This window comes from Cupriavidus sp. P-10, assembly GCF_003402535.2.
Classification (GTDB): domain Bacteria; phylum Pseudomonadota; class Gammaproteobacteria; order Burkholderiales; family Burkholderiaceae; genus Cupriavidus.
The window spans coordinates 90,614-106,538 of record NZ_AP025170.1 but is presented as its reverse complement, the minus strand read 5'-3'; the positions used below and the strand labels follow the sequence as shown (position 1 = coordinate 106,538).

General features: G+C 68.6%; 17 protein-coding genes. 9 read left to right on the top strand and 8 right to left on the bottom strand.

Annotated features, from left to right (window positions below):
* Nucleotides 1-5: 5 nt before the first annotated feature.
* Nucleotides 6-1,067, bottom strand: coding sequence for a homocysteine S-methyltransferase family protein (locus tag CTP10_RS00475; RefSeq protein WP_116322371.1), 1,062 nt, complete (start codon nt 1,065-1,067; stop codon nt 6-8).
* Nucleotides 1,068-1,309: 242 nt separating this feature from the next.
* On the opposite strand from CTP10_RS00475, the gene CTP10_RS00470 reads away from it, so the two are divergent.
* Nucleotides 1,310-1,702, top strand: a complete 393-nt coding sequence (locus CTP10_RS00470; protein ID WP_116322370.1) for a rhodanese-like domain-containing protein — start codon at nt 1,310-1,312, stop codon at nt 1,700-1,702.
* Nucleotides 1,703-1,807: 105 nt separating this feature from the next.
* Here the strand turns inward: CTP10_RS00470 and CTP10_RS00465 are convergent, their stop codons facing one another.
* The 4 genes from CTP10_RS00465 to CTP10_RS00450 all read right to left on the bottom strand — a co-directional run bounded on the left by CTP10_RS00465 (nt 1,808) and on the right by CTP10_RS00450 (nt 5,147).
* Nucleotides 1,808-2,065 carry a BTH_I0359 family protein gene (locus tag CTP10_RS00465; protein ID WP_116322369.1) on the bottom strand — a complete coding sequence of 86 codons (258 nt, stop codon included), beginning with the start codon at nt 2,063-2,065 and terminating at the stop codon, nt 1,808-1,810.
* Nucleotides 2,066-2,292: 227 nt separating this feature from the next.
* Nucleotides 2,293-3,135 (bottom strand): alpha/beta fold hydrolase, encoded by an 843-nt coding sequence (locus CTP10_RS00460; RefSeq protein WP_116322368.1) that lies wholly within the window; start codon nt 3,133-3,135, stop codon nt 2,293-2,295.
* A gap of 127 nt (nt 3,136-3,262) precedes the next feature.
* Nucleotides 3,263-4,228 carry a DUF3108 domain-containing protein gene (locus tag CTP10_RS00455; protein WP_233528321.1) on the bottom strand — a complete coding sequence of 322 codons (966 nt, stop codon included), beginning with the start codon at nt 4,226-4,228 and terminating at the stop codon, nt 3,263-3,265.
* 85 nt (nt 4,229-4,313) lie between these two features.
* Nucleotides 4,314-5,147 carry an IclR family transcriptional regulator gene (locus CTP10_RS00450; RefSeq protein WP_199414687.1) on the bottom strand — a complete coding sequence of 278 codons (834 nt, stop codon included), beginning with the start codon at nt 5,145-5,147 and terminating at the stop codon, nt 4,314-4,316.
* A 250-nt stretch (nt 5,148-5,397) separates the two neighbouring features.
* On the opposite strand from CTP10_RS00450, the gene CTP10_RS00445 reads away from it, so the two are divergent.
* The 8 genes from CTP10_RS00445 (at nt 5,398) to rfaE2 (ending at nt 13,770) form a co-directional block, all read left to right on the top strand.
* A complete protein-coding gene (locus CTP10_RS00445; RefSeq protein WP_233528320.1) occupies nt 5,398-6,360 on the top strand; it encodes a Bug family tripartite tricarboxylate transporter substrate binding protein in 963 nt (320 codons plus the stop codon).
* Between the two features lie 93 nt (nt 6,361-6,453).
* On the top strand, nt 6,454-7,434 hold the full coding sequence (locus CTP10_RS00440; RefSeq protein ID WP_116322365.1) for a fumarylacetoacetate hydrolase family protein: 981 nt from the start codon (nt 6,454-6,456) through the stop codon (nt 7,432-7,434).
* A 136-nt stretch (nt 7,435-7,570) separates the two neighbouring features.
* Complete coding sequence (locus tag CTP10_RS00435; RefSeq protein ID WP_116322364.1) at nt 7,571-8,407, top strand: enoyl-CoA hydratase/isomerase family protein; 837 nt, start codon at nt 7,571-7,573, stop codon at nt 8,405-8,407.
* Between the two features lie 63 nt (nt 8,408-8,470).
* Nucleotides 8,471-9,298 carry a PhaM family polyhydroxyalkanoate granule multifunctional regulatory protein gene (locus tag CTP10_RS00430; protein WP_116322363.1) on the top strand — a complete coding sequence of 276 codons (828 nt, stop codon included), beginning with the start codon at nt 8,471-8,473 and terminating at the stop codon, nt 9,296-9,298.
* A gap of 138 nt (nt 9,299-9,436) precedes the next feature.
* On the top strand, nt 9,437-10,621 hold the full coding sequence (locus tag CTP10_RS00425; RefSeq protein WP_233528319.1) for a patatin-like phospholipase family protein: 1,185 nt from the start codon (nt 9,437-9,439) through the stop codon (nt 10,619-10,621).
* Nucleotides 10,622-10,807: 186 nt separating this feature from the next.
* Nucleotides 10,808-11,671, top strand: a complete 864-nt coding sequence (locus CTP10_RS00420; protein ID WP_116322361.1) for a ferritin-like domain-containing protein — start codon at nt 10,808-10,810, stop codon at nt 11,669-11,671.
* A gap of 517 nt (nt 11,672-12,188) precedes the next feature.
* Nucleotides 12,189-13,154, top strand: coding sequence for a LysR family transcriptional regulator (locus tag CTP10_RS00415; protein ID WP_116322360.1), 966 nt, complete (start codon nt 12,189-12,191; stop codon nt 13,152-13,154).
* A gap of 121 nt (nt 13,155-13,275) precedes the next feature.
* Nucleotides 13,276-13,770 carry a D-glycero-beta-D-manno-heptose 1-phosphate adenylyltransferase gene (gene rfaE2 / locus CTP10_RS00410; RefSeq protein ID WP_116322359.1) on the top strand — a complete coding sequence of 165 codons (495 nt, stop codon included), beginning with the start codon at nt 13,276-13,278 and terminating at the stop codon, nt 13,768-13,770.
* 9 nt (nt 13,771-13,779) lie between these two features.
* Here rfaE2 and CTP10_RS00405 read toward each other — a convergent pair whose 3' ends face one another.
* The 3 genes from CTP10_RS00405 to CTP10_RS00395 are packed head-to-tail and all read right to left on the bottom strand — an operon-like array spanning nt 13,780 to nt 15,785.
* Nucleotides 13,780-14,028: a hypothetical protein gene (locus CTP10_RS00405; protein WP_116322358.1), complete on the bottom strand. Its 249-nt coding sequence runs from the start codon at nt 14,026-14,028 to the stop codon at nt 13,780-13,782.
* Between the two features lie 48 nt (nt 14,029-14,076).
* On the bottom strand, nt 14,077-14,907 hold the full coding sequence (locus tag CTP10_RS00400; RefSeq protein ID WP_116322357.1) for a type III pantothenate kinase: 831 nt from the start codon (nt 14,905-14,907) through the stop codon (nt 14,077-14,079).
* Nucleotides 14,904-15,785: a biotin--[acetyl-CoA-carboxylase] ligase gene (locus CTP10_RS00395; RefSeq protein WP_116322356.1), complete on the bottom strand. Its 882-nt coding sequence runs from the start codon at nt 15,783-15,785 to the stop codon at nt 14,904-14,906. Before CTP10_RS00395 ends, CTP10_RS00400 begins: the two co-directional genes overlap by 4 nt.
* Nucleotides 15,786-15,925: the final 140 nt, after the last annotated feature.

Genomic DNA, 15,925 nt, shown 5'->3' with positions numbered 1-15,925 from the left:
CGGGCTCAGGCGGCGTCGCGGTACTGGCCGGGCCAGGTGCGGGGTTTCTTGTCGGCCACGCGCTGGGCGATGGCGGCGATGTGCTCGGGGGTGGTGCCGCAGCAGCCGCCCACCAGGTTAACCAGGCCGGAGGCGGCGAACTCCTCGACCAGCGCAGAGGTGACTTCCGGCGTTTCGTCGAAGCCCGTGTCGCTCATCGGGTTCGGCAAACCCGCGTTCGGATAGCACGACACCGCGGCGTCGCACACCTTGGCCAGCTCGGCGATGTACGGGCGCATCAGCGTGGCACCCAGCGCGCAGTTCAGCCCGAAGGTGACCGGTTTCGCGTGGCGCAGGCTGTTCCAGAACGCTTCCACGGTCTGGCCCGACAGGATCCGGCCGGAGGCATCGGTCACGGTGCCGGAGACCATCACCGGCACGCGCTCGCCGGTGTCTTCGAACAACTGGTCGATGGCGAACAGCGCGGCCTTGGCGTTGAGCGTGTCGAAAATGGTCTCGACCAGGAACACGTCGGCGCCGCCTTCGAGCAGCGCCTTGCCCTGCTCGTAGTAGGACTCGCGCAGCTCTTCGAAGGTGACATTGCGCGCGCCCGGGTCGTTCACGTCGGGCGAGATGCTGGCGGTCTTGGGCGTCGGGCCGAAGGCGCCGGCAACGAAGCGCGGCTTGTCGGGCGTGCTGTACTTGTCGCAGGCGGCGCGCGCCAGGCGCGCGGCCTCGACGTTCATCTCGTACGCCAGATCGGCCATCTTGTAGTCTTCCTGCGCCACGCGCGTGGCACCGAAGGTATTGGTCTCGATCAGGTCCGCGCCGGCGGCCAGGTATTGCTCGTGGATCTCGCTGATGACCTGCGGGCGCGTCAGCAACAGCAGTTCGTTGTTGCCCTTCACGTCGATCTTGTGTTCGGTGAAACGCTCGCCACGGTAGTCCGCTTCAGTCAGCTTGTAGCGCTGGATCATGGTGCCCATGGCGCCATCCAGGATCAGGATGCGTTCTTGCAGCAGCCGGGGCAGCTCGGCAGCCCGGGTGTAGGGGCGCGGTGCGGCCGCGCGGGATTCAGGGGCACTCATGGCGGGGAACTCTGGAAAGGCGGCCGGGCGCTCGATCGGAGGATCGGCGGCGGGCGCTGCTGTGGCCGATGCTGGCCAAAGAGGGTCGATTTTATCAGGTGTATCAAGGCCTTGCGGTGCCCCACGGTTGCCTGCCGGGGCCGTCGACGCCTACACTGAGAGGCGTAACCGTCACCATTCGTCACCACGCGTCACCACGCGTCACCACGCCGCTCATCCCGCGCACCCTCGCCCAGCCTACCATGCAACACCTAGCCCCCGCCGACGCCAACGACTTGCTGGCGCAATCGCCCGACACGCTGTTCATCGACTGCCGCAGCGAGATGGAATACCTGTTCGTTGGCCACCCCAAGGGTGCGCACAACGTCCCGTGGAACGACGGCCCGGACTGGGAGGTCAACCCGCATTTCGTGCAGATGGTGAAGAAGCTGGCCGGGCATGTGTCAGCGCGGCCGGTGTTGCTGATCTGCCGCAGCGGCAACCGCTCGACGGCGGCGGCACGGGCGCTGGAGGGTGCGGGTTTTGCGAATGTCTATAACGTGTTGCACGGCTTCGAGGGCGACCTGGACCCGCAGCGCCACCGCAACACGCTCAATGGCTGGCGGCATGAAGGGCTGCCGTGGGAACAGTACTGAACAGTACTGGACAACGATGCCGACCCGGGCCGCCAAATAAAAACGCCCGCCAGGGCGGGCGCGATGGCGTGCCGCCGGCCGTGGCCGGCAGCCGCGCAAAGCCGCTCAGTGCATCACCAGTGGATGCGTCATGACGTTATCGAACTTGCCGAGGAAGTCGTCGACCTCCTCCACGGATGGCTCGCTTTCGATCAGGCGCTTGACGTCGGCGCGGAAGCTTTCGGCCAGATGCCCGCCGAGGAAAATTTCGCGCTTCAGGTTCTTGTCGACGATTTCATAGCCGCCGAACTCAAGCGGCGCCTGCTCGACATCCGCGCCGAACTCGACGATGCAGTAATTGTCGCTGTTGTAGATCATTTGCATGGCACACCTCCTGGGCGTCATGGTTGGGCGGCATGCCCTTGTGATTCTTGCCTCGTCGATGTTGCCGTGAGGGGGGCGCCGCGGCTTTACCTACAAACTTGGGGTGACCTTCGCGAAATCAAGGAGTTATGCGGGTCACTGTGTTGCCACGTCATTGCTGCCTGCATAGATTGGGCATCGGCCCTTTCAACAAGTTTCTTGAGCCTGGTGCATCAGTGTGTTGTCTGTCACGGAACGTCGCACTGGCCACCGCACGCCGCACTGCCGAGGAAGGCGTCCAGCGCCGCATGGAAGCTCTCGGGCTGCTCCACATGCACCAGGTGCGCCGCCTGCGGCATCACTTCCAGCCGGGCGCCTCGGATGGCGGCCGCAATGCTCTGCGCCATCGCCACGGTCGCGCCCTGGTCGTTCTCTCCTGCTACTACCAGCGTAGGACAATGGATGCGAGAAAGCGCGCCGGCGAGATCGAAAGCCATGATCGCCTCGGCCACGCCCACGTAGCCGCGCACCGGCGTGGCCACCAGCATGGCGTGGATGCGCGCCACCGCATCGGGATGGGCGGCGCGGAAGGCCGGCGTCAGCCAGCGCTCCAGCGTGGCATCGGCCATCCCGGCCATGCCATGGGCCTCGGCCTGGCCGATGCGGTTATGCCACATCGGGTGGGCTTCCATCGGAGTCTGGCTGTTGGTGGCGACCAAAGCCAGCGACAGCAGCCGCTCCGCATGGCGCAGCCCCAGCGTCTGCCCGATCATGCCGCCGACCGAAATGCCACAGAAATGGGCCTGCGGTATTTCCAGCGCGTCCATCACCGCGATCACATCGTCGGCCAGCCGCGTCATGGTGTAGGGCCCCAGCGGCGCATCGCTGCCGCCATGCCCGCGCATGTCGGGACGCACCACGCGGTAGCGCGACGCCAGGTGGGCGGCGGTCTGGTCCCACAGCGCGTGGCTGGCGGCCAGTGCATGGGCCAGGATCACCCACGGTCCGTCGGTGCCGTCGATGCGCACGTAAAGCTCGGCGCCGTCGGCATGGACGCGGTGCGTTTCGGCGGGTGGCGTGGCAACAGTCATGGCTGGGCTCCTGTCAGTAAGAATGCGCCAAACGCGGCGGCGTTGACCCGGGCGACAAATCTTTTGACGATTGTTGACATTCGCCCGGCCGGTTATCGGTGATCGACTGGGCGCCGGCCCGTGGCTTTTAGCTTCCGTTACCGCGGTAGACCAGGTCGATCTGGGTGCCGTCGGGTTCGGTCTGCCGCAGCCGCACCGGCATCCAGCCAAGGGATTGCGCCAGCCATAGCTCGACCCGGCGACGGTCATTGGCGCGGCGCGGCATCCGCAAGAAGTGCTTTGCACGTACCACACCGCTGCCCGTGTCGATGTCCTCCTCTCCAACATACTGCACCTGCATCGGTTCCACATTGCGCGTATCCGCCACCTGGAACGTTTCCGTCACACCGGGCGTGACATAGCGTTGCGGATTGCCACGCACCAGGCCGACAAGTTGCAGGAATACGCTGAAGCGATCCTGAGCCCCGGCCGGGAACGGCGACTGCGTGCCGTTGCCGAGGACAGCGGTCCCGGCGGCGGGGTCGAAGCGCGATGACTCGGCCTTGTTGCGGCGGTGCTCTTCGTAGCGTTCTGGCAACAGTCCCTGTTCGGACAGCGCCCCGCTGCTCTGGAACGCGAAGCGGAACCAGAGCACGCGCGTTTCCACCGCGAGCCGGTAGCGGCGGCCGTCGTGCTCCCAGCGGATCAGGCCATCAGGGTTCTGCACGCCGTTGACGTAGCTGGCGTAATGGTAGGTGGCGGGCGGTGGCGCGCTGTAGACAACGCCGTCGACGCCACCCTGCGGGCCGCCAGACGGCGCAGGAGCCGGCGCGGCGGGTGGCGCCGGGGCCGCCCCGGTGCCGCCGGGACCCGTTGCCATCTCGGTGGGGCCTTGCGGGCTGGTTGCCAGCGGCGGGGCCGGCGGTTCGGGCTGCGGCTCGGGCGCCGGTACCGGCGCCGCGGGCTTCGGGCGCGGCTGCGGCGCGGGGCGCGGCTTGGGCGGGGCGGGCGGCTTGGGCGGCGGCAGCAGGACCGCCTCCAGCGTGGGGGTGTCGGTGACGTCGAGCGGGATCAGGGGGCCCGGCATGCGCAGGAATCCCACCACCGCCAGCACGTGCACCAGCACCACCAGCGCAACCGCGATCACCCAGCGCCGGCGGCGCCAGACGGGGGACTCCGCGCCCGCGCGGGCGCGAGGATCAGGGGTGGCCGGTTTCTCCGGCCGGAGGGGCGGCACCAAGGTAGCCGAGTTCCGATGAGAGCTGTTGGGCGATATCGCGGACGCGACGATCCATCGTACCGCCCCATTCTGCATCGAACAGGCTCTGCGCGCCCAGTACGATTAACCCCATGGCCAGGTGGCCGTTGGCATCGAACACCGGCATCGAGAACGCGTTGATGCCCGGCAGCACGCCGCCGAGGGTGCGCGCGGCGCCATGCGCGCGCACGTCGGCGCAGATCGCGTCGTATTCGGCCAACGAAGCCGGCATGTCCGGCACGGCGCCGTTGCCGCGCGCGCCAAGTTCGCGCTCGACCAGCGGCAGGGTCTGCTTGCGCGGCAGGTAGGCGCCGTAGAGCCGCCCGGTGGCGGAGTTGAGCATCGGCATCACGTCGCCCAGCCGCAGGCTCACCGTGACCGGATGGCTGGATTCCTCCCAGTGCACGATGGTCGGGCCGTGGTTGCCCCACACGGCGATGCCGGCGGTGAGATCCATCTCGTCGCGCAACTGCGACAGGATCGGCCGCGCCTTCTTCACCGGGTCGAGCCGATTGAGCCCCGCCAGTCCCAGCTGCAGCGCGAACGGCCCCAGGTCATAGCGGCCGCTGACCGGGTCCTGCGCCACCGCGCCCAGCCGCATGAAGCTGACGAGGTAGCGGTGCGCCTTGGCCGGGTTCATGCCGGCGGCGGCGGCGAGGTCGCGCAGCATCATCGCGCGCGGCGAGGCGGCCAGCGCCTGGAGCAGCTTGAAGCCCACTTCGATGGACTGGATGCCGGAGCGCAGCTTGGCGTCGTCTTCTTCGTTTTCAGCAATGCGTGACATGCGTGGACCAGCGGCAAGGGCGGATTGGGGCGGGGAATCGGCGCCCGGAGACCCGGGCAAGTTCGTAGGTAAATTTACTATAGCGAAATCGATTTACCAATTTTTAAGCCGTCGGTAGACTTCCTTCGCAACAGACCCGGCGGCGCACGTGTCGATGCCTGCCGAGCCGGGCCCCTTTTTAACACGGAGACTACCGATGCGCCCCCTGCGTCCCTTCTTTGGGCGTCGTTATGCCCATCTCATGCTGGCCGCTACGGCTGCCGCCGGCGCCCTGTTCACCGCCAGCGCGCCCGCACAAGCCGAAGAGTGGCCCGCCCAACCGATCCGCTGGGTCGTGCCCTACCCGGCCGGCGGCGGCACCGACGTGGTGGCGCGCACCCTCGCCCAGGCCATCACTCCCGGGTTGGGCAAGCAGTTGGTGATCGACAACCGCCCGGGCGCGGCCACCATCGTCGGCGCCGATGCCGTCGCCCACGCCAAGCCCGACGGCTACACCGTGCTGACCGCCGACACCGCCACGCTCGCGGCCAACCCGTCGCTGTACAAGAAGCTGCCCTATAACCCCGAGAAGGACTTCGTCTATATCGGTCAGCTGGCGCGCTTCCCGCTGGTGCTGGTGGCCAATCCCAATTTCCCGGCGCGCACGCTGAAGGAAGCCATCGAGTACGCGCAGAAGAACCCGGGCAAGGTCAATTTCGCCTCGCCCGGCGCCGGCAGCCCGCACCACCTGGCCATGGAGCTGTTCATGGACCAGGCCAAGGTCAAGATGACGCACGTGCCCTACAAGGGCGCTGCGCCCGCGGTGCAGGATCTGCTGGCCGGCCAGGTCGACCTGATGTTCCTGGACCTGGCCTCGGGCCAGCAGAACGTGAGCGCCGGCAAGCTGCGCGCGCTGGGCGTGGCCACGCCCAAGCGCCTGGCGGTGCTGCCCGGCGTGCCGACCGTGGCCGAAGGCGGCGTGAGCAACTTCGAGGCCTATGCCTGGCAAGGCATGGTGGCGCCGGCGGGCACGCCCAAGGCGGTGGTCACGCGGCTGAACGCCGAGCTGGTCAAGGCGCTGAAGACCCCCGAAGTGCAGAAGAAGCTGGAAGGCGTCGGCGTCGAGGCGGTGTCGAGCACGCCCGAGGAATTCGCCGCTTACGCGCGCGCGGAAGCCGAGCGCTGGGGCAAGCTGATCAAGGCCAAGGGCATCACGGTCGACTGAGCCATTGTCGCAGGGGCGCGCTGCACGGCGCGGTAGACTAGCGGGCACTGCGTCCGCCGCGCGGACGCCCCGCTCTCTACCGCATCGCATCCCATGAAACTCGCAACCCTGAAGGACGGTTCGCGCGACGGCCAGTTGGTGGTCGTGTCGCGCGACCTGAAGCAAGCCCACTTCGCCACCGATATCGCCGGCAAGCTGCAGACCGTGCTGGACGACTGGCATTTCTTCGCGCCGCAGCTGCAGGATCTGTACGACGCGCTCAGTGCCGGCCGCGCGCGTCATCCGTTCGCGTTCAATCCCAAGGACTGCATGGCGCCGCTGCCGCGCGCCTACCAGTGGGCCGACGGCTCCGCCTACGTCAACCACGTCGAGCTGGTGCGCAAGGCACGCGGCGCGGAGATGCCGCCCGAGTTCTGGACCGACCCGCTGATGTACCAGGGCGGCTCGGACGACTTCCTCGGCCCGCAGGACGACATCGTGTGCGCCAGCGAAGCCTTCGGCATCGACTTCGAGGCCGAGGTCGCGGTCATCACCGGCGACGTGAAGATGGGCGCCACGCCCGAGCAGGCCGGCGACGCGATCCGACTGGTGATGCTGGCCAACGACGTCTCGCTGCGCAACCTGATCCCGGCCGAGCTGGGCAAGGGCTTTGGCTTCTTCCAGAGCAAGCCGGCAACCGCCTTCTCGCCGGTCGCCGTCACGCCCGACGAGCTCGGCGAGGCCTGGCGGGAGCGCAAGGTGCACCTGCCGATGACGGTGCACTGGAACAGCAAGAAGGTCGGCCAGCCCGACTGCGGCACCGACATGGTGTTCGACTTCGGCATGCTGATCGCGCATATCTGCAAGACCCGCAACGTGCGCGCCGGCAGCATCGTCGGCTCGGGCACGATCTCCAATGTCGACCGCAAGAAGGGCTACTGCTGCATCGCCGAAAAGCGCATGCTCGAGACCATCGACGACGGCAAGCCCGCCACCGAGTTCATGAAATTCGGCGACGCGGTCAAGATCGAGATGTTCGACGCGCAGGGGCATTCGGTGTTTGGTGCGATCGACCAGCTGGTGGCGGCGCCCTGAACCGGCCGCGCCTGTCAGGAAGGTCCTGCCGCCGGATTTGCATAGACGGATACGCATATAATTAACCGACCGATTGGTTGGCAAATTCGCGATGCACCCGGCGCGCAGCTCGCGCCTCTTACCTGACAGGCCCCCCATGACTGCTTCCAACGACTCGCCTTCCACTGAACTGTCCGAACGCTACGCCCGCTACCGGGCTCTGACGCTGCGCCGCCACGGCCCCATCCTCGAGATCATCATGGGCGCGGCCCAGTCGGCCAACCAGAAGCTGGCCACCGCCGACGCCAACATGCACCGCGAGCTGGCCGAGATCTGGCGCGACGTCTCCGCCGACCCCGACATCCGCGTGGCGCTGATCCGCGGCGAGGGCAAGGGCTTCTCCGCCGGCGGCGACCTGGCGCTGGTGGAGGACATGGCCAACGACTTCGAGACCCGCACGCGCGTGTGGCACGAAGCGCGCGACCTGGTCTACAACGTCATCAACTGCGACAAGCCGGTGGTCTCGGCCATGCACGGCCCGGCCGTAGGGGCCGGGCTGGTGGCGGGGCTGCTGGCCGATATCTCGATCGCCGCGAAGACCGCGCGCATCGTCGACGGCCACACCCGGCTGGGCGTGGCTGCGGGCGACCATGCCGCGATCGTGTGGCCGCTGCTGTGCGGAATGGCCAAGGCCAAGTACTATCTGATGCTGTGCGAGTCGGTCAGCGGCGAAGAGGCCGAGCGGATCGGCCTGGTCTCGCTCGCGGTGGAAGAGGACGAACTGGTGGCGCGCGCCTTCGAGGTTGCCAACCGGCTGGCGGCAGGATCGCAGACAGCGATCCGCTGGACCAAGTACGCCCTCAACAACTGGCTGCGCATGGCCGGTCCCGCCTTCGATACCTCGCTGGCGCTCGAATTCATGGGCTTTGCCGGCCCCGACGTGCACGAGGGCATGGCGAGCCTGCGCCAGAAGCGGCCGCCACAATTCAGGTAACGACGACGCAGCCGAGCAGCCCGCATCCGGGCGCGGGCTGCGCCGCACACGGAGCACGCGACCATGTTCGGACAGATTCCCGATTTCACCAACAGCTTCGACTTCATGCGCCGCCTGTGGGGCGGCAGCGCCGGCATGCCCGGCGGCCTGATGCCCGGCCTGCAGGCAATGACGCCGCCGATGGACCTCGACGACCTCGACAAGCGCATCGCCGACCTCCAGGCCGTGGAAAGCTGGCTGCAACTCAATACCAACCTGCTGCGCACCACGATCCAGGGCCTGGAAGTCCAGCGCGCCACGCTGGTGGCGCTGCAGACCTTCGGCAAGGCGCTCTCGCCTGACGCCATGCAGGCGGCAATGGAAAACGTGGCGCGCGCGGCCAATGCGCCCAGCGCCTCGCCGCCGCAGCGCGCCGGCACCGGGCTGGGCGAAGAAGCGCCCGCGGCGCAGCCCGCGGGCGAGCCCGAGCCGGCGCCCGAGCCGTCGGCCGAGGCCACATCCGAAAGCGCACCCAACGCCGCGGTGTGGTGGGACCTGCTGCAGCATCAGTTCAGCCAGATCGCCAGCAGCGCCGCCGCGGCCAGCATCGCGCCGTTCAATATGGGCGGCTTCGGTGCCGGTGGCACGCCGGCGCAGCCGGGCACCGCGCCGGACGCCGGCGCCGCGCCACGCAAGGCCGCTGGCAACGGAAATGGCAATGGCGACGGCGCCAGGGCGAGCGCCACGGCAAAGAACGGCGCCACGAGTGCGGCCAAGTCCGGGACCAAGGCTGCGGCCAAGCCCGCTGCAAAGAAACCGGCCGCAAAGAAGCCCGCTGCCGGGAAGACAGCCAAGGCCACGCGCACCGGCAACGACGACGCCAGGGACGACAACAACGGCGGCGACGAATGACGCTTCACCGCACCGCCTGACCTGTCGCTACGCCGCGCCCCCGCCATGCACCGCGATTCCCTGCCAGGACACCAGACCGCCCCACGCAACGGCGCAAATGGCCATAGCGGCCCCAACCCCGCCGCCACCGCGCTGATCATGATGGGCGGAGGCGCGCGCGCCGCCTACCAGGCCGGCGTGCTGTGCGGGCTGGCGCGGATCGCCGCGCGCCACGGCAAGGCGCATGGGGGGCTGCCGTTCGGCATTATCGCCGGCACCTCGGCGGGCGCGATCAACGGTGCCGGGCTGGCCATCCACGCCAGCGACTTCCAGGCCGCCACGCAAAGCCTGGGTGCGCTGTGGCACGGCATCCACGCCGACGACGTCTATCGTACTGACGTGCTGCGCGTGGGCGTGTCGGGCGCGCGCTGGCTGTCGACGCTGGCGCTGGGCTGGGCCACGCAGCGCAGGGCGCCGCGCGCGCTGTTCGACAACACCCCGCTGGGCAGCATGCTGGGCGAGCTGTTCGAGCCCGCGCGGGTGCAGGCCAGCCTGGACAGCGGCGCGCTGCAGGCGTTCGCGGTCACCGCGCTGTCCTACAGCACCGGCCGCCACGTCACCTTCTACCAGTCGCACCACCGTATCCATCCATGGCACCGCAGCCAGCGCATCGCGGTGCCGGCGTCGATCACGGTGGACCACCTGCTGGCATCGGCCTCGATCCCGTTCCTGTTCCCGGCGATGCCGCTGGAGATCGACGGCCATCACGAATGGTTCGGCGATGGCACCATGCGGCAGATGTCGCCGCTTTCGCCGGCCATCCACCTGGGCGCGTCGCGCGTCCTGGCGATCGGCGCGGCCTCGCGCCAGCGCTCCGGCTGGTTCGACACCGTGCCCGCCGGCGGCTATCCGTCGCTGGCGCAGGTAGGCGGCCAGGCGCTGGCCAGCATCTTCCTGGACGGGCTCAACGCCGACCTGGAGCGGCTGCTGCATATCAACCGGCTGCTGGCACGCATGCCGGAGCTCGCGGGCGACCGCGAGGGCTGGCGTCCGGTGCAGGTCATGACGATCTCCCCGAGCGAACCGATCGAAGCGCTCGCCGCCGAGCACCTGAAACAGCTGCCGCGCACCGTGCGCGCGCTGCTGGCGCCGCTGGGCGGCACCGAGGCGCGCGGCGCCGCCTTTGCCAGCTACCTGCTGTTCGAGCCCGAGTTCACCCAGGCGCTGATGGCGCTGGGCGAGCGCGACGCCGAAGCGCAGGCCGCCGAACTGGCCGCCTTCCTGTACGGTGTGGTGCCGGGTACGGCACCCGCTGCCTTGCCCGAGGGCGCGGTCTCGCCATGAGCAGCCTGCCGCCAGGCGTCGTTGCTGGCACTTGGCCCGCCCGCCGCGCCGCTGATCGCCCGTAATATGCAGTGGACTGCGCCAAAATCCATAAAAGTCGTTGCATTTGCCCCGATCCGCACTAAAAAAGGGAGAAGAGAATAATTCGCATCTGGTAGAATCTGCCCGTAATTTCAAAGGCTTACCATGCTCTACCCCGAACTGTTCAAATCGTTGGAAGCGGTCCGCTGGCACATGGACAAGGACATCCCCTGGGATAGCTTCGACCCCAGCCTGCTGACGGACGACCAAGCCAGGACCATTCGCATGAACGCGATCACGGAATGGTCCGCCCTGCCCGCGACCGAGATGTTCCTGCGTGACAACCGCCACGATTCCGACTTTTCGGCGTTCATGAGCATCTGGTTCTTCGAGGAGCAGAAGCATTCGCTGGTGCTGATGGAGTACCTGCGCCGCTTCCGCCCGGACCTGGTGCCGACCGAGGAAGAGCTGCACGCGGTGCGCTTCGAATTCGATCCGGCGCCGCCGCTGGAAACGCTGATGCTGCATTTCTGCGGCGAGATCCGCCTGAACCACTGGTACCGGCGCGCCGCCGAATGGCACTCGGAACCGGTGATCAAGCATATCTACCGCACCCTGTCGCAGGACGAAGCCCGCCACGGCGGTGCCTACCTGCGCTACATGAAGAAATACCTGGCCCAGTTCGGTGACACCGCGCGCGCCGCGTTCGCCAAGATCGGCGTGCTGATGGCATCGGCGCGCCGCACCGAGAAGCCGCTGCACCCGACCAACCTGCACGTGAACAAGGCGCTGTTCCCCAACGACACCGTGCAGTCGCGCCTGCCCGACCCGGACTGGCTGGAAAAATGGCTGGACGAACAGATCCGCTTCGACGAAGGCTGGGAAAAGAAGGTCATCGAACGGATCCTGCACAATATGTCGCTGCTGTTCGAACGCACCTTTGAATCGGTGCAGGACCTGAACCGCTACCGCAAGGAGCTGAACGCCCGCCTGCCCGGCGCCGGCGGCGCCCAGCCGGCACAGGCCTGATCCGGCAGCTTGCTGCCACCCCGACAAAAACCCCGCTACGGCGGGGTTTTTTCATTGGCGCGCCAGCACCGCCATTCCCGAATACTCGGAAACAACGGTGCCTGCCAGATTTTGCAACGGGTCGGGTGGTATCCCGTTACTACACCGCTGGCATGACGGCCGGGTTATCCGGAAGCTCTTCCCCGCATTGGCCGCAATGCCAGCCGTGGCGCGCCATTCCTAAAACTTTTAATTCCGAAAATAAAATACTTAAATCACACGGCGCGATTATCTTTTTTGCCTCATGTGTTATTGATCGGACTTTAGTTATTGGCGCAAATCATTTTGTAATAGACTGTAATTCCGATAACATCCCCGAAAAATCCGCCAGTCGCGGCTGGCGATTATCCGCAGCGCCGCTCGGCCCCGCCGGCAAGGTGCCACCCGCTTCCCGGGTGCGCCCTCGCCGCGCTCCCGCAACGTACGGGCCCGGGGCCAGCGACGACGGCGCGCGGCAACGTCTTGGCAGGGGTAAAGATTGCGTCATATCGATTTCAAGGCCCTGGGCGTCTTTGTCCAGGTCATGCACTACGGCGGCATCGGCCGCGCCGCGCAGGCGCTCGGCGTGCGCCAGCCCACCGTGGCCTACGCCATCCGCAAGCTGCGCGACGTGACCGGCGACGAGCTGTTCTTCGAGCGGCGCGGCGGCCTGGTGCCCACCGCGTACGGGCTGAAGCTGGAACGCGCCGCGGCCGGCATGCTGGAACGCTGGAACGGGCTGGTGGCAAATGCGGGCGAACGCGTACCGCGCGGCGGCCCGCGCCAGACCTTGCGCGTCGGCGTCTCGATGGCGCTGGGCGATCCCGCGCTGACGCAGGTGCTGGCACGGCTCTCGGCAGCGCTGCCGGACGTGCATATCGTCTCGGGCGTGATCGGCAACGGCCGCCTGGTCGGGCAGGCCCTGACAAAGGGGCAGATCGACTGCGCCGTCACCGTGGACGCGCTGCCGGGCGCGGGCGGCGTGCTGGCCGAGCACGTGATGATGGCGCAGCGCAGCCTGATCCGGCTGCCATCCTTGCCATCCGTGGAGGCGGAGGCCGCGGGCAACGACATCCCCCTGCCCGAGCACTGGACCCTGCTCAGCGACGATGCCGACGCCGAAAGCCCGGTGCGGCGCTTCCTGGCGGATATGTCTGACCAGGTCCGCCTGACCGTGGCGCCGTCATGGAACGGCCAGGTCGCGCTGTGGCGCTCGCGCGGCGGCGTGACGCCGGTGCTGAAGTTCAACGTGCCGTGGATCGACGGGGCCAACAGCGCGTACGTGGCGCAGGTGCCCGAGGGCTTCCCGGCCTGGGCTGACGTCAGCCTGCTGTACCTGGGCGGCCGCGCCCAGGCGGCGCACGTCGATGCGGTGCGCGAGGCACTGGTCTCGGTGCTGCGCGGCATTGCCGCGGCCACGGTGCCCCTGCCCGCCAACGACGCGGCGGTGGCGCTGGTCGGCTAAGCAAGGCAAGCAAGGTGCGAACTCGCGCTGACGGGCGGCGAACCGCGCATCGAACGGGGTACCATTCGGACAAGCGTGCCGGCGCCGCCAGCGCCGGCCTCCACCTTCCGATCCCTTACCCATGTCCGTACCCGCCTTCGAATCCAAGCTGACTCCCGCCGACAACCCCGCCGAGCTGGCCGCGCGCATCGCCGCGCTGCCGCGTCCGCTGGTGTTCACCAACGGCGTCTTCGATATCCTGCACCGCGGCCATGCCACCTACCTGGCGCAGGCGCGCGCGCTGGGCGCGAGCCTGGTGGTCGGCGTCAACAGCGATGCCTCGGTCAAGATGCTGGGCAAGGGCGACGACCGCCCGCTCAACCATGAATCGGACCGCATGGCGCTGCTGGCCGCGCTGGCATCGGTCGACCTGGTGGCAATGTTCCGCGAGCAGACGCCGGTCGAGCTGATCCGGCTGGTGCGCCCCGACATCTATATCAAGGGCGGCGACTATGACATCGATACGCTGGAAGAAACCCGGCTGGTGCGCAGCTGGGGCGGCCAGGCCTATGCCATCCCCTTCCTGCACGACCGCTCCACCACCAAGCTGCTGACCAAGGTGCGCCAGGCCGGCTGAGCCGCGCGCTCAGCCTTGGCGCCGAACCACCGGCAAGGCGCCGCGCGGCGTCCCATTGGCCGCGGGCGACGGTGCCGGCGGCAGCAGTTGCATGCGTTCGACACGCACCTGCTGCTCCAGCCGGTGCGGCTCGCGCGGCGTGCCGAACCACCCGCCCAACGGATTCTTTCCAAACAGGCCGGCCAGCGCCACCAGCAGCAAGGCGTTGGCGAGCAACAGCAACAGCAGGGCAATGCGCAGGGCGCGTGGGACGGGCATGGAACGGCGGCGGAGCGTGCGGAAATTCCGTGGTGAAGGCGATGGCCGCTAGGCCTCGGCCGACGCCATCGCATGCAGGCCGAGCAGCACCAGATTATCGTGCATCTCGAAAGGCACCGCGAGCGCGCCGGCCAGCGCGCTACGTGCGCCGCCAGACAGCAGGCAGCGCGTCGGCCCCCGTTCGCCCAGCGCGCGCCAGGTGCGTTCGATCGCCCCCGCCTGCGCGGCCAGGCAGCCGGCGGCGATGGCGTCGTGGGTGTTGTCAGCCCAGCGCAGGTGCGCGCCGGCCACGGTGCCGGCCTCGTCCACTTCCAGCGCCGGCAGCTGCGCAGTATTGCGCGCCAGCGTGCCGAGCATCAGCGCCAGCCCCGGCAGGATCAACCCGCCTTCGAAGCGTGCGCGGCCATCCGCGGCGACGGTAACGATGTCGAGCGTGGTGGCGGTGCCCGCGGTCACCACCAGCAGCGTGTCGTGCGGCAGCCAGCGGTGCGCGCCGATGGCGCCGACCCAGCGGTCGACGCCCAGCTGCGTGGGCTCGCGGTAGCCATTGGCCAGGTTGCCGTGCGCCGCGGTGCTGCGCACCCACTGCACCGGCGCGCAGCCGCCGAAGGCGTCGGCGAGCGCCGCATCGACGGCGGCGGCAATCACCGGGCCGGCCACGTTGGTGATCCATACCGCCGGCATCGGGCCGCTGCCGCGCAGCGCGCGCAGGTCGGCGGCCAGCGTCTTCAGCGCATCGTCATCGGCATGTGCGACCGCGCCGCCGTGCTGCCACGGCGTGGGCAAACCCGCGCCGGCCGGCAGTGGCGCGCCGGCTTTGCACCATGCCCATTTCAGGCGCGTGTTGCCGATGTCGATGAGCAGCTGCGGCACGCTCATGCGCCATCCTCCTGCCCCGGCGCGGCGCGCAGCGACAGCTCGCCGCTGGCGACCCGCTCCAGCCCTGTGGGCGTTTCCAGCAGCAGCTGGCCGGCCTCGTCGACGCCGCGCGCCATGCCCTCGGCAATCACCTTGCCGTCGTGCAGCAGCCGCACGGGCTGGTCGCGGTAGGCATCGGCGGCGGACCAGCGCCGCGCCATCGGTCCGAAGCCGTGGGCCAGGAACGCGGTGCGCATCGATGCCAGCCGCTCCAGCACCGCGGCCAGCAGGCGCGCCGTGTCGCGATTGGCGTCGAAGCCCGGAATAACCTCGGCCACGCCGGCCAGTTCGCGGCCAAGCGCGACTTCCATCTGCGCATCGCGCACCAGGTTCAGGCCGATGCCGACGACGGCCCAGATCCGGTTGGGCCCGGCGGGCACCGATTCGATCAGGATGCCGGCCAGCTTGCGGCCATCGATCTGCAGGTCGTTCGGCCATTTCAGGCCGACGCGGGCACCCAGGCGCGCGTCGACATCGCCGAGGGCCTCGGCCAGCGCCAGTCCCACCGCCAGGCTCAGGCCGGTGAGCTGCGCCGGCGCCAGTGCGAACGGCAGCGCCACCGAGAAGGTCATGCCCGCCTGCCCCTGCCAGGGCCGGCCCAGGCGCCCGCGTCCCGCGGTCTGGCGGTAGGCCAGGCGCAGCCAGCCGGCATCGGACCAGGGCGCCTGACGGCACGCAGCGGTCAGGTCAGCGTTGGTCGAGCCGGTTTCCTCGACCAGCTCCAGCGTCCAGTTGCGCAGCGCCGGCGACAGCGCGGCACGCAGGGCGGCGGGATCAATGCGCCAGGGGGCGGACGGGCCCGATGCGGGCGTGAGAGAGGTGTCAGGGGCGTCTGGCATGGGAAGCTGCGCTGGTGGCAATCGACGGTGCAAGCGTTATGAAAGGCGTTACAAGGGCTGGCAGGCATGACGCCTGCGCGACTGCCGCATTGTAGCCGCGCGGGACGGTTCCCCCGGCCCTGCCCCCTGGCCCGGCATGG

Bases quoted from the DNA above. Each gene is read 5' to 3' on its own strand.
- CTP10_RS00465 (WP_116322369.1), bottom strand. From the start codon at position 2,065: ATGCAAATGATCTACAACAGCGACAATTACTGCATCGTCGAGTTCGGC.
- CTP10_RS00445 (WP_233528320.1), top strand. From the start codon at position 5,398: ATGCTGGCCGCTACGGCTGCCGCCGGCGCCCTGTTCACCGCCAGCGCG.
- CTP10_RS00400 (WP_116322357.1), bottom strand. From the start codon at position 14,907: ATGAGCGTGCCGCAGCTGCTCATCGACATCGGCAACACGCGCCTGAAA.
- CTP10_RS00440 (WP_116322365.1), top strand. From the start codon at position 6,454: ATGAAACTCGCAACCCTGAAGGACGGTTCGCGCGACGGCCAGTTGGTG.
- rfaE2 (WP_116322359.1), top strand. From the start codon at position 13,276: ATGTCCGTACCCGCCTTCGAATCCAAGCTGACTCCCGCCGACAACCCC.
- CTP10_RS00425 (WP_233528319.1), top strand. From the start codon at position 9,437: ATGATGGGCGGAGGCGCGCGCGCCGCCTACCAGGCCGGCGTGCTGTGC.
- CTP10_RS00420 (WP_116322361.1), top strand. From the start codon at position 10,808: ATGCTCTACCCCGAACTGTTCAAATCGTTGGAAGCGGTCCGCTGGCAC.
- CTP10_RS00460 (WP_116322368.1), bottom strand. From the start codon at position 3,135: ATGACTGTTGCCACGCCACCCGCCGAAACGCACCGCGTCCATGCCGAC.
- CTP10_RS00395 (WP_116322356.1), bottom strand. From the start codon at position 15,785: ATGCCAGACGCCCCTGACACCTCTCTCACGCCCGCATCGGGCCCGTCC.
- CTP10_RS00435 (WP_116322364.1), top strand. From the start codon at position 7,571: ATGACTGCTTCCAACGACTCGCCTTCCACTGAACTGTCCGAACGCTAC.
- CTP10_RS00405 (WP_116322358.1), bottom strand. From the start codon at position 14,028: ATGCCCGTCCCACGCGCCCTGCGCATTGCCCTGCTGTTGCTGTTGCTC.
- CTP10_RS00475 (WP_116322371.1), bottom strand. From the start codon at position 1,067: ATGAGTGCCCCTGAATCCCGCGCGGCCGCACCGCGCCCCTACACCCGG.
- CTP10_RS00430 (WP_116322363.1), top strand. From the start codon at position 8,471: ATGTTCGGACAGATTCCCGATTTCACCAACAGCTTCGACTTCATGCGC.
- CTP10_RS00470 (WP_116322370.1), top strand. From the start codon at position 1,310: ATGCAACACCTAGCCCCCGCCGACGCCAACGACTTGCTGGCGCAATCG.